Origin of the sequence: Streptomyces sp. N35 (genome assembly GCF_016464295.1) — a bacterium.
Classification (GTDB): Bacteria; Actinomycetota; Actinomycetes; order Streptomycetales; family Streptomycetaceae; genus Streptomyces.
The window spans coordinates 32506-45391 of record NZ_JAEIMH010000055.1; the positions used below are offsets into that span (position 1 = coordinate 32506).

Below are 12886 nucleotides of genomic sequence, written 5' to 3' on the forward strand. Positions count from 1 at the left end.
CCCCCCACACGCGCCGGCCGCGCCCGGGCGCCGACGCGGCGGGGGTCTAGCGACTGCACAGCGAAAAGGTACGGAGAAACGAGATCAAAGATCAGACATCAGGGATGAGAGATCGGCGATCCGCGCTCAGTGCTCGCGTGGCGCGGGCACCACGCGCTCCACGTCCGGGTGCACGGTGAGAAGTTGACGCATGGCGTTCTCGGCGGCGACCCCGTCGCCCGCCGCAAGGGCGTCGACGATACGGCCGTGGTGCCCGAGCGCCGCCTCGCCGTGCCGGTCACATCCGGTGAGGGGACCGCCGGAGACCTGGAGCGCGGCCGAGACGATGCCCGACAGGTGCTCCAGCATGCGGTTGCCCGCGAGCTGGATGAGCAGCGAGTGGAACTCGGCGTCGGCGCGCGCGAAGGTCAGCGCATCGCCCTGCCCGAGCGCATGGCCCATGATCTCGACCATGTCGGCGAGACGCTGCTGCAGCTCGTCACGGCCGTTGCCCGCGGCGAGGCGGGCCGCGAGCGGCTCGATCGTCCAGCGCAGCTCGGTCAGCTCACGGCGCTGGCTGTCGCGCTGCGGTCCGAAGGCCCGCCACTCGATGATGTCCGGGTCGAGCAGGTTCCAGTCGCTGACCGGCCGCACCCGCGTACCGACATTGGGGCGGGCGCTCACGAGGCCCTTGGCCTCGAGGACGCGCAGCGATTCACGGACGACGGTGCGGGACACCTCGAAGCGCTGGCCGATCTCCTCGGGAACCAGCGGGCGGTCCGCGCCGAGGTCGCCGGAGACGATCATCTGGCCGAGCTGCTGGACGAGTTGGCCGTGCAGGCCGCGGCCGCGGCTGCCGGCCGCACGTCGGCCGACCCGGCCGAGGTCCTGGTCGTGGCCCTCCCAGGCCGGTGCGGGTACGCGGTCGACGCCGGGCGTCTCCGCGTACGGGTAGCGGTCGATATCGCCCGGTCCTGCGAGGCCGGAATCGGCGGAGCGGGCGGCGGTCATCATGGTGTGCGCAAGGGTACTCACGGATCCTTTGTCGGCGCGGTCCCCAACCCCCTTGAGGTCTTTGGTGAAAAGCACACGAAAGGGTGATCGCTTACCTTGCCGTAATTGACGCCTTATCGTAAAGAAAGCGGCATTACCTGGGTGTTGTAGGTCGCTCGGGCTGAACGACCCTTCTGTTCTGCTATTGGAGGCGGAAGTTCGAGCCGGCTCCGCGATGCGTTGCGGTTACCGCAGCCGGCTGCGCATCGACGTGAGCAGATAGGCCGCCATCAGCGTCGCGAGGCTCAACACCAGCGTGAACGCGATGGGTTGGGCCAGCATCCGCACCGCACCGGCGACATAGTGCTCGCTGCCGATCGGCCACTGGACGAGTGCGAGATCGCGCAGCCGGGCGGGCAGTCCGGCGGCGGTGCGCACCGACGGCCCTGCCAGCGCCTTCTGTACGACGGGGACGAGCACGACCGGGACGGCGAGCAGTGCGGCGAGCCCGGCCGCGGTGGACCGGAAGACGCCTGCCGCGAGCAGGCCCGCCCACGAGCAGCCGGTCAGGAGGCAGAGCCAACTCGCCGTGAGGGAAGGCCAGTCGGCGGGGAGTCGCGTGACTTCCTCCCCGTAGACGACATGCAGCAGGGCGGCGTCGGAGAGCAGCACGAGGGCTGCGATCAGGAGCGCGGTCGCGGCACAGACGACGAGCTTCGCCGCCAGCAGCCCGAGGCGGCGCGGGACGGTGCCGCGGTCGGCGGCGAGCGCGGGGTGCTTGAACTCGTCACCGAACGAGAGCGCGCCGAGCAGACCTGCACCCAGAGCCGCGGGGGGCAGCGGCAGTTCGTACGGCCAGGCGGCGAGGAGCCTGGGCAGCGGGGTGTGCCCGGTGCGTGCCTGGACCACGGAGATCAGCGCGGAGACGGCCAGCACCAGCGCCACGGTCAGGTAGCCGGTGGGGATGCCCGTGGCCCGGCGGAGTTCGTAGCGCAGGGGGCGGAGGGGGGAGCGGGCGGGGTGGACGGTGATCGGGGGCGGGAGGGGGTGGAGTGGTCCTGAAGTGACCGGCTGGGAGCCGTCGTTGGCGTTCTTGTTCGCTGGTGCGCCCGGCTTCTCGTCGCTTTCCGACTGCTTCGCGTCCTGCGTGTACGCGGGGACGGCGGTCGCCTGCGGGTCGGCGGGTGCCGGGGTGGGCGCGGGTTGGGGGTGTGAGGCAGGGGTGGCGGGTGCGGTGTGAGGGTGCGGGGCAGCCGTGGCGGAGGCCGGGGTGGGTGCGGTGCCGGGGAGCGAGGCAGCCGTGGCGGAGGGCGGGGTGGGTGCGGTGCCGGGGTGCGAAGCAGCCGCGGCGGAGGACGGGGCGGGTGCGGTGCCGGGGTGCGGGGCAGCCGTGGCGGAGGGCTCCTGAGGTGGGGGCGGAGGGCCCGAGTCGCCTACCTCGTCGGCCAGTTGATGGAGGAGGACGCCGTGCTTGTACGCGGTTTCGCCGACGTCGGCCGTGGTGCTCCCGTAGACCGAGAGCCGGTTGCCGTCCTCGCGGACGACCTCCACGGAGCGGCGGGCGACCCGGGCCTCCTTGGTCAGCAGGGCGAGGAGGCGGGCCGCGTGCGGGGAGCGGATGGCGACGCGGGGGCGCAGCCGGGTGCGGGCGAAGTCGGCGGCGTCCTGGTCGGCGACGACGCAGCCCTGTTCGAGCGTGATGACACGGTCGGCGGCGCGCGCGGCTTCCTTGGGGTCGGACGTGGTGAACAGGACCGTGCCGCCCTGCTGGGCATGGGCGCGGAGCATGGCGTGCAGCCAGGCCGCTTCACGGGCGGAGAGTGCTTCGGCGGGGGCGTTCAGGACGAGCGTGTGCGGGTCGGCGAGGAGGGCGCAGGCGAGGCCGAGGCGGCGGTCCATACCGCGGGAGAGGGTGCCGAGGCGTTCGTCGCGCAGGCTCACCAGGCCGACCACTTCGAGGACTTCGTCGGCGCGGGTGACGGGGACGCCGGTCGCGGCACACAGCATGCGGAGCTGTCCGCGGACCGTGCGGGCGGGGTGGCCCGGGACGTCGCCGAGCAAAATGCCGACCTCGCGCGAGGGGTGCGCGATGCGGTTCAGTGGCCTGCCACGGAAGTACGTCACGCCGCGGCCGGGCTCGAGTTGAAGCATCAGCCGCAGCACGTCGGCGGTTTCGGCCGGAACGGCGCCGAGCAATGCCGTGACCCGGCCGGCGCGCGCCTCGAAGGAGACGTCGTCGATCGTGGGCGGCTGGTCCTTCTTGGGATTGCTGGTCAGTCCGGTGGCCTGGATCATCGCTTCTCTCGCGCGCGGGGCGGGGGGCGGTCGGGGCCCTGGGTACCTTCAGCACGATAACGGGATATTTGGCCGTTTTTGGGCAGGAGTGGGTGACAGTGTCGGGGGTGGTTCGGTCGCATGTACGGGCGCTGTCGCTCGCACGTGCGGATGAGCCGCGTGCCGGGCCTTCGTCAGACCTCGGGCCGCAGCATCGGCGGGTTGAGCAGCGTCGCGCCACCGGCGCGGAAGAGCTGGGCAGGGCGGCCGCCCTGACGGGTGGTGGTGCCGCCGGTGGGCACCAGGAAGCCGGGCGTGCCGGTGACCTTGCGGTGGAAGTTGCGGGGGTCGAGGGCCACGCCCCAGACCGCCTCGTAGACCCGGCGCAGCTCGCCGACCGTGAACTCCGGGGTGCAGAACGCCGTGGCCAGGGAGGAGTACTCGATCTTCGGGCGGGCCCGCTCGACGCCGTCGCCGAGAATCTGCGCGTGGTCGAAGGCGAGGCTGCCCTGCTCGCCGTCCTGGTCGAGGAAGGTCTCGACGGGCGACCAGCGTGCGCTGTTGGCGTCGCCGCCCGCGCGGGGCGCGGGCAGATCGGGGGCGAGCGCGAGGTGCGCGACGCTGACCACGCGCATCCTGGGGTCGCGCTGCGGGTCACCGTAGGTGCCCAGCTGTTCGAGATGCGCGCCGTTGCCCGAGGACTCCGGAGCGGCGGGATCGTGTACGCAGAGCCCGGTCTCCTCCACGAGCTCACGTGCCGCCGCGTCCGCGAGATCCTCGTCGGCCTTCACGAATCCGCCCGGCAGTGCCCACCGTCCCTGGAAGGGGGGCTCCCCGCGGCGCACCGTCAGCGCACACAGCGAGTGCCGACGCACGGTCAGGACGACCAGGTCGACGGTGACGGCGAAGGACGGGTAGGCCGACGGGTCGTAGGGCGACATGACGCGATCATAGTCGTCTGGCTGACGATAAACACCCGGTTCGGGCGCGGCTCCCACGAAGCGATTCCCGTCTCCTGCGCCCCGCCGGCTCGCGTCCCCTCCGCCCCCTCGGCTCGCGTCCCCTCCGCCCCTCAGCTCGCGTCTCCTGCGCCCGTCGGCTCGCGTCCCTTCCGCCCCCCTCACGTCGCGTCCCCTGCGCCCGTCTGCAGCTCGCGCCTCCTCCGCCCCCTCGGGTCGCGTCCCCTCCGCCCCTCAGCTCGCGTCTCCTCCGCCCTCGTCTCCGGTTTCATCAGCCCCCTGTACGCACCCCCAGCTGCAGGCCCTCCCCCGCCTGCTCGACCATGGCGAGACCGAGGCGGCTGATGCGCACCGCGAAAGGGGCTCCCCCGATGCTCAGGCCCGTCAGGTTCAGCTCGCCCAGCGGGGCGCTGCCGACGGGAGTCAGGGACACCGTGCCGGTCACGACATCGGGGCGCAGGCCCGCCTGGGTGAGAAGCAGGTGGATGCCCGCGGCCGCCGAGACGGCCGCGGGCCGGCAGGCCGCCGGGTGCGGCAGGGGTGCGCCGCCGGCCACGCGCTGGTCCCCCGCGTACATCTCGGGCAGCCGGCCGCCGAACTCCTCCGCGGCGGCTAGCACCCCGCCGAGCAGGGCGCCCGCCTCCTTCTCGTAGCCCGCCGCCGAGAGTCCGGCGACGGCGACGGCCGTTTCATGGACGCGGACGGCCCCTCCGCGATGCCCGAACGGGTTGTAGCCCGCCTCCTTCGCACCGAGGCTGCGCAGCCCCCAGCCCGAGTCGAGTGCGGGCCCGCCGAAGTGCCGTGCGAGCTGCTCGGTCTGCACCCGGTCGAGCAGGCCGGGGGCCGGCACGCCGCCGCCGAGCAGCCCGGTGTCGAGCAGATGGGCGGCGGCGCTGCCGAGGTGCGGTACATGCCTGCCTTCGGCGGTACGGGCCGCTGCCGGGCGGCCGCCGCCGAGGTCCTCGATCCAGAAATCCCGCCGGAAGGCATGCCTCAACTCGGCTGCCCAGTCCCGCCATTGACCCGCGCCCGGCCGGTCGAACAGCTCGAGCAGGTCGGCCCCGAGCAGCGCCGCGCGGTGCGCGTGGGCCTGGGTCTCGCAGCGCAGTGGGCCGCCCGGGGCCGGGTCGGTGAGATAGCCGCCGGCGGCGACGGCCGGACGCAGCCAGCGCAGGCAGGGCCCGGCCCCGGGCAGGAGAACCAGATCATGTGCCTCCTGTTCCGGCAGGCCCCACCGCAGGGCCTCGGCGAGGAGGGCGGGGAAGAGCAGGGTGGCCTCGATGCCGGTGCTGCTCGGCGGCAGATGCGGTCCCGCGTCCCGCAGGGGTCCGGGGATCAAGCCCGCGTCCGGGCCGTCGCCGCCGAGCTGGGTGCGGGCGAGGGTGCGCAGGGTGCCGGCGGCCAGGCGGGTGCCCAGCGGCAGCGTCATCCGGGCTGTGGCCAGCGCCTCGGCGGGGGCGAGCCCGCAGCGCCAGGGAGCGCCGGCCGCCGGATGGATGTCGGCGGGATGCGCGGGATCGCGCAGCAGCAGTGCCCGCAGATCGTCGATACAGGTGGCCAGGAGTCGCGACGCCCTGGGATCGTCGCCTTCCGCCCGCGCCGGGGACAGTGGGGCGTGGCTGGTCCGGGCGGCAGGACGGAGCGGGCTCGCACCGTCCTGGCGTACGGACAGTTCGATGCTGTGGCTGCCGCCCGGCGGCAGTTCGACCTCCCAGCGCAGGAGTCCCGCGGAGGCAAGGGCGTCCTGGGGCGCGGGGTCGGCCGAGACCACGGCGTGGTCGGTACCCGCGGACCAGCGCAGCCCCGAGTCGTAGACGCTGGCGGCCAGTTCGGGCCCGGCGCTGCCCGAAGCGACGGCGCCGAGCTCGGCGAGGTCGGTGGCGAGCGCGATCTCGACGGGCAGCCGCAGCGCTCGCGGTGCCGAGCTGTGCAGGGTGATCCGCTCGATGCCCTGCGCGTCCCGGATGCGCTCCACGGTGACGACCGGGTCGGGCCCACTGCCGTCGGCGTGCCGGACCACGGAGACGAAGCGGGCGCTGCTCGCCGAGAGCAGCCGCCCTTGTACGGCGACCGGTTCACGGCCCGCGATCCGCAGGTGGCAGCGGGAGAGCAGGCGCCGGCCCGCACGGTAGATGCCGTCCAGGCCGTGCCCGGTCAGCTGGCCGTGCTCGGACGAGATGGCGAGGCCCGGCATGGCGACGCAGATCAACGAGGCGTGCACGGGCGGAAGTTGGCGTGGGGTGCGGTGGGCGGTCCCGGGGCCGTCGCCGGACGCGGGACGCGGGTTCGGACTTGGCCGGCGGGCGGCGGCCGAGTTCTCCGCTCGTGTCGTATGGGACGGCAGGGATAGGGACATGAGAGCTTTCTTCTTCGCTTCTTCGGGCCGGGGCGAGAGGGACGGACGGGGCGAGCGGCGTGACGTCACCGGACGGATCGGCACGGTCAGGGCCGGGACCGGTCGCAACCGGCGCTCCTGGCCCAGCCGTTGACCGGCCGGCGACGCACCGCCGGACGGACGACTTGCGCCACCCAGGTGAACGGGGCGGCGGCGGCCCGGGTCACGGGCAGTGCCACTGGTTGCGGACACGACAGGGAAACGCGCAGACCGTTCGGGGCCGGCGCGCCACCCGGGACGCCCCACTCCGAGCCCGGACAGCGGGGGCATCCCGAGCCCGGGCAGCGGGCACACGCCGCGCCCCGACAGCAGGCACATCCCGAACCCAGGCAGCAGGCACACGCCGCGCCCCGACAGCAGGCGCATCCCGAGCCCGGGCAGCGGGCACACGCCGCGCCCCGACAGCAGGCGCATCCCGAACCCAGGCAGCACACGCAGTCCGCGCCCCGGGAACAGGCGCATCCCGAACCCCAACAGGAGGCCCACTCCAAGTGCCGACAGCAGGCGCACTCCGAGCCCGGCCTGTGGGTTCACTCCGAACTCCGCCGCTGCCGAGGAACGGCCTTCGCCGACCCCGGTTTCGGCCCTGCCGCCGGCGCCCCCGGCTTCGGCCCCCGCTTCGAACCCGCCCCCGGCGTCGCTCCCGGCGTCGGCCGCCGGCCATGCACCGTCTTCCGCCTGCCCGAGGGCCGCCGCCCCCTCACCTCCGGATCCCTCTGCGGCCGAGTCGGCTCCCCGGCCCCGAGCCCGGCCCCGCCCTCCGCCTCACCAAGGTCGAACAACTCCCCCTGGATCCCGGCCTCCCCGCCCGCCGTGACATCCACCGGCGGCCATACGCTTGCCGGCAGGCTCAGCGGCGGATAGCCGGCCATGCTGCTGCGCAGCGCCCCGCGCATCGCCTCCAGCGGCATCTCCGCCCCGATCGCCCGGTACAGCACGTCGGCGAGACCGCAGTCGGGCTCCACGGCGAGTGCCAGCTCCAGCGCGATCCGCGCCTCGGTCGGATCGCCCACGCACCAGGCCGCCCACCCCGCGAGGGTGCGCACCGCGGCGCCGTACGGTCCGTACACCCCGGTGCAACGCCGCGACAGCGCACGCCACAGGCGCAATGCGGCCGCGGCCCGGGCGCCGTCCATCCAGAGCGTGGCCCGGTCGCGGGTCTCGGGGTCCTGCAGCCCCACGAGCACCCGGGCCACCTCGGCGTCGCTGAGCAGCCGGTCGTCCCGCTCGTCCTCGCGCATCGAGCGCGGTGGCGGGTACTCCTGCAGGCGGGCGATGAGGCCGTTGACCATCACCAGGGTCTCCGCCGCGAGATCGAGGCACCCCTTCTTGTCCATCAGCTGCGGCAACACCTCCCCCACGGCATCGTCGATCGCCTCCTCCTGGGCGGCGGCCGACGGGCCGGTCAGCGGGGTGAGCCGTGTCTCCATCTCCTTTTGCGTGCCCCGCACTTGGATACCCGCGAAGGTCGCCGACGCGGCGATGACGGACGTACCGGGCATCAGCATCGGCCGGCCTTCGGCCGGACAGCAGCCCTCGTCCGCTTCCGCGCACACGTAGGACCAATAGCGGTCGTCGGAGAGGCAGAGCGCCTCCAGGACGCGCAGTCCCAAGTCCCGGCAGCTGGCGAGCAGCGCGTCGGCCAGCGGGCGCAGACTCTCCATCACCTGGCGCCCGCTCTCACCGGGACCTGGCTCACGGCACAGATAGGCGACGACGGCGTCGGGCCGCGCACCGCCCGCCCGCCGTTCCACTTCCTGCACCAGACAGCGCGGCAGCTCCTGGCCGATGAAGTCCCAGTCCTCGGCCTGCCCGGGGATCCCCAGCCGCACCCGTCCGGCGAACTGTCCGCGGTCGCCCTGGAGCGCGACCAGGACCAGGCTGTCCGAGGGGTGGTACCCCATGAAGTACGGGAGGGCGTCCGCCAGTTCATCCGCGCTGCGCAAGGTGACCACGGGCATCGAAATGTCACCGGCTGCTGCGCTTTCATTGCGTTGCGTCATGCCCCGAGAGTGCACCGGATCGCCGAATTCCGCTTTGCCCTGTGGATAACTCCGGTTACGGACATGCCAATTACCTGCCGCGCACCCTGCACGACCCACGCACGCCACGCCCGCTCAAGCCGAGCGCGCCGCACCCCACGCCCCGCACAACCCAAGCACAACCGCCCGCAGCGCCCCGGCCCCTCACCCGGCCACGGCCACCCCCCTCACCCCGCCGCCGCCAACACCAGCGGCAGCACCGGCCCGCTCCCCGCCCGGCGCAGCAGCCGCGCCGCCACAGCGAGCGTCCAGCCGGAGTCGGTGTAGTCGTCCACGAGCAGGACCGGCCCCTTGGCCTGCGCGAGCGCGGCGGCCAGTTCCTCGCCGACCGTGAAGGCCTCGGAGAGCGCCTTGAGCCGCTGCGCCGAGTTACTGCGCCGCATCACGTTCTCCCCGCGGGTGTACGAGAGCGAACCGAGCAACGGCAGCCGACCGACCCTCGCGATCCCCTCGGCGAGCGAGGACACGAGCTGCGGACGGCCGAGCGAGGGCACGGCGACGATCCCGACGGGCCGGTCGACGGCATCCGCCACACCCGGCGCCCAACCTCCCGGCGAACGCGCCCAGTCGGCGAGCACCGCCACCGCCGCGCGCAGCACATCCTCGGGCACCGGCCCGTCCGGGGCCTGTTCGGCGAGCAGCGGCCGCAGCCGGTTGCCCCAGCCGATGTCGGACAGCCTGCCGAGCGCCCGCCCGGTCGAGCACTGCTCGCCCGCGGGGATACGCCCCTTGAGCTCGACACCGAGCGCGGCCATCCCCGTGGGCCACATCTTCCGTGGCTCGACCTCCACTCCGGGCCGGTCGAGCTCCTTGGTCGCGCCCTCCAGCGCATCGCCGGACACGGCCGCGTCCACCCAGGACCCGGCGCAGTTGTCGCACCGTCCGCAGGCGGTCGCACCCTCGTCGTCCAGCTGCCGGCGCAGGAACTCCATCCGGCACATGGAGGTGGTGACGTAATCCCGCATGGCCTGCTGCTCGGTCGCGCGCTGCTTGGCCACCCAGGCGTACCGCTCGGTGTCATAGATCCAGTCGGCGCCGGTGGCGGTCCAGCCGCCCTTCACGCGCCGTACCGCACCGTCCACGTCGAGCACCTTGAGCATCGTCTCGAGCCTGGTGCGCCTGAGGTCGACGGAGGCTTCCAGGGCGGGCACGGAGAGCGGGCGGCCCGCTCCGGCCAGGGCCGACAAGGTCTGCCGCACCTGCTGTTCGGGCGGGAAGGCGGTGTCGGCGAAGTACCGCCAGATCGCCTCGTCCTCCTTGCCTGGCAGCAGCAGGACGTCGGCGTGCTCGACACCGCGGCCCGCGCGGCCGACCTGCTGGTAGTACGCGATGGGCGAGGACGGCGAGCCCAGGTGGACCACGAACCCCAGGTCCGGTTTGTCGAAGCCCATGCCGAGCGCCGATGTGGCGACCAGGGCCTTCACACGGTTGTTGAGGAGGTCCTCCTCGGCCTGCAGCCGGTCCGCGTTCTCCGTACGCCCTGTGTACGAGGACACCGCGAAGCCGCGTGCCCGCAGGAAGGCGGTGGCCTCTTCGGCGGCGGCGACGGTCAGCGCGTAGACGATCCCGGAGCCCTGCAGTTCGTCGAGGTGCTCGGCGAGCCAGGCCAGCCGGTGGGCGGCATCGGGCAGCCGGACCACGCCCAGGCGCAGACTTTCGCGGTCCAGCGGCCCGCGCAGCACCAGCGCCTCACCGCCCCCGGTGCCCAACTGCTCGGCCACATCGGCCGTCACCCGCGCGTTCGCCGTGGCGGTGGTGGCCAGAACCGGGACGCCCGCGGGCAGTTCGGCCAGCATCGCGCGCAGCCGGCGGTAGTCGGGGCGGAAATCATGGCCCCAGTCGGAGATGCAGTGCGCCTCGTCGACCACCAGGAGACCGGTGGTCGCGGCGAGGCGGGGCAGCACCTGTTCGCGGAAGTCCACCGAGTTCAGCCGCTCGGGGCTGACCAGGAGCACATCGGTCTCGCCGCGCTCCACCTCCCCGTAGATGGCCTCCCACTCCTCCGGATTGGCGGAGTTGATGGTGTGGGCGCGGATACCGGCACGAGCCGCGGCCTCGACCTGGTTGCGCATCAGCGCGAGCAGCGGCGAGATGATCACCGTGGGGCCCGCACCGCGCCGCCGCAGGAGCGCGGTCGCCACGAAGTAGACCGCCGACTTGCCCCAGCCGGTGCGCTGCACCACCAGAGCGCGTCTGTGGTCCTTCACCAGGGCCGCGACAGCCTGCCACTGGTCCTCGCGCAGCCGCGCGGAACCGCCCGCGTCGCCCACGAGTTCGGCGAGCACGGCATCGGCTTCGGTGCGCAGGTCCCCGAAATCCCCGCCCACGGGAGCCGCCGCTTCGGCGCTCAGGTCCACTTCGTCGTCTCGGTGCATCCCCCCATGCAACCGGACACCACTGACAATCGGCGACCTCATCCGGTTTACCTCCGGTAAGCGTCGCTCGGGGCGTTGCCGTACGGCCCTCGGGGAAGGGATATTGACGGCGCACGCGTCGATTTCGGTCAGCAGCGTCAATTGCTCGTTGCCTAGCAGCCGATACGGCGGCGAGAATTGGAGCGCTCCCGCACGGCTCGTATGTATCCGGCAGTGCTGTGCCGCGGTGCGCTCCCGCACGTCCGACTTCGCCCGCCTCAGGCGGGCGCGCAGCCGAAGGGAGGACCGTGACCTTCGGATTCACTCCGCCCGCCGATCCGACGAGACTCGCGTCTGTGTCGCCGCCCGCCGATGCGTCCACCCCACTGGGGCGGCTGCTCGAACCCGCCGAGTGGTCCGCCGCCGGCATTCCGCTGCTGCGCAATCCGCGCGAGGTCGTTCGAGGCTTGTACGAACGGCACCGGCCCCTGCGGGAGACCGCCGTGGTCGCCGTGCTCGACCAGGAGGAACGTCTCAAGGCCAGCGCCTCGTTCGCCCGCCGTTCCGCGCCGGTGGACGGCTGGGTGTTCCGCAACGCGCTGCTCGCCCAGCTGCGCCGGGTGATCCCGCACGATCTGCGCCGCCGCACACCGGTGCGCACGGCCGTGCTCCTGTACTGCCGGGACGGCGCGGAAAGCTGGACCGAGGAGGACGGCGCCTGGATGTGGGGGCTGCGCGACGCCTGCACCCTGCACGGGCTGCGCTGCGGCGCGTACATCACGCTGACCGCCGGCGGCTGGCAGGTACTCGGCGAAGGACGAGGCGGCCGGCAGCCGAGCGCCTCCCGGGTGAGCACGGTGACCCCTGTGGCCAACGGGACGAACGGGTCCAACGGGACCGACGCCCCGTACACGGCCAACGGCCACGGCGGTATGGAACTGCTGCGCCGGGCCGCCTCGCTCTGAGCGCTGCCGCACGGTGGGGGTCCACCTCAGGGGGTGGGCCCACTCACCTCGTACGAGAAGGAAAGCGACCGAAGCGGCCGCGCGAGCAGCCAAGGCCGCGAGGAAAGCGGCCGAAGCCGCCCGCCCTCAGACCCCCGCGCCCAGCACCGAGTTGATCCGCTGCGGATCACCGCACACGATGAGCAGCGCACCCGCGCGGCCCATCGCCAGCGGCAGCGCGGTCGCGGCCTGCGCGTCCGTGCCGCCGTTGAGCGCGACGACCACCACGGCGCGTACCGCCGCACGGGCGGCGTCGTCGGCCGAGGCGTAGAAGACGTCGTCGCCGGCTTCGTGCTGCGCCCAGTACGCGGCGTCGCCGAAGCTCAACTCATGGGTGGCCCAAGGGTGCTGCTCCCCGGTGGTGAGCACCAGGATGTCGCCGGGCGCCCGGCCCGAGTCGAGCAGCAGGTCCACCGCTTCCTCGGCCGCGTCGAGCGCGCCCTCGACGGAGGCGGGGATCAACTGGATCTGCGGCGCGGACGGCACAGACGGCTCAGCAGCCGGCACGGACGGGGTGACAGCAGGCGCAGACGGCTCAGCAGCCGCCGCGGACGGGGTGACAGCAGGCGCGGCCTGCTCAACAGCCGGTCCGGCAGCGGGCGTCGGCGCGGGCTTGGCCGCATCACGCGGCGTGCGCTGCACCGGCGGACCCGGCCGGGCGGAGCCGGGACCGGGGCGTCCGGGACGCGGGGCGGCCGCGGGACGCGGACCGGGTACGGGACGAGGGGTCGGCGCTGTGCGGCCGGCGGCCGAAGTGGCGCGGGGACCCTGGACACTCTCGTGAATCTGAGACTCCTCGGGAAGGAGAGGCATGACGGATGTCTATCAAACGCCGGTACGAACCGTAACGGCGGGTGGCACATGAGTACGACCGGCAGGGCAACAG

At 73.3% G+C, this 12886-nt stretch carries 8 protein-coding genes; 1 reads left to right on the top strand and 7 read right to left on the bottom strand.

Features of this window, described 5'->3' with window-relative positions:
• Positions 1–126 precede the first annotated feature (126 nt).
• The 6 genes from JAO81_RS27190 to JAO81_RS27215 form a co-directional block, all read right to left on the bottom strand.
• Positions 127–1014: a FadR/GntR family transcriptional regulator gene (locus JAO81_RS27190; protein ID WP_199550577.1), complete on the bottom strand. Its 888-nt coding sequence runs from the start codon at positions 1012–1014 to the stop codon at positions 127–129.
• Between the two features lie 204 nt (positions 1015–1218).
• On the bottom strand, positions 1219–3267 hold the full coding sequence (locus JAO81_RS27195) for an ATP-binding cassette domain-containing protein (protein WP_199550578.1): 2049 nt from the start codon (positions 3265–3267) through the stop codon (positions 1219–1221).
• Positions 3268–3440: 173 nt separating this feature from the next.
• Positions 3441–4187, bottom strand: a complete 747-nt coding sequence (locus JAO81_RS27200) for an NUDIX domain-containing protein (protein ID WP_199550579.1) — start codon at positions 4185–4187, stop codon at positions 3441–3443.
• A gap of 289 nt (positions 4188–4476) precedes the next feature.
• Positions 4477–6399, bottom strand: coding sequence for a glycogen debranching N-terminal domain-containing protein (locus JAO81_RS27205; protein WP_233415984.1), 1923 nt, complete (start codon positions 6397–6399; stop codon positions 4477–4479).
• Between the two features lie 731 nt (positions 6400–7130).
• On the bottom strand, positions 7131–8603 hold the full coding sequence (locus JAO81_RS42775) for a DUF4192 domain-containing protein (protein ID WP_233415973.1): 1473 nt from the start codon (positions 8601–8603) through the stop codon (positions 7131–7133).
• Between the two features lie 206 nt (positions 8604–8809).
• Entirely contained in the window at positions 8810–11017 is a 2208-nt protein-coding gene (locus JAO81_RS27215; RefSeq protein WP_233415974.1) for a RecQ family ATP-dependent DNA helicase, read from the bottom strand.
• A 287-nt stretch (positions 11018–11304) separates the two neighbouring features.
• On the opposite strand from JAO81_RS27215, the gene JAO81_RS27220 reads away from it, so the two are divergent.
• The gene (locus JAO81_RS27220; protein ID WP_199550581.1) at positions 11305–11961 is read left to right on the top strand and encodes a hypothetical protein; all 657 of its coding nucleotides are present in this window, start codon (positions 11305–11307) and stop codon (positions 11959–11961) included.
• Positions 11962–12087: 126 nt separating this feature from the next.
• On the opposite strand, the gene JAO81_RS27225 is transcribed toward JAO81_RS27220, so the two are convergent.
• Positions 12088–12813: a hypothetical protein gene (locus JAO81_RS27225; protein WP_199550582.1), complete on the bottom strand. Its 726-nt coding sequence runs from the start codon at positions 12811–12813 to the stop codon at positions 12088–12090.
• Positions 12814–12886: the final 73 nt, after the last annotated feature.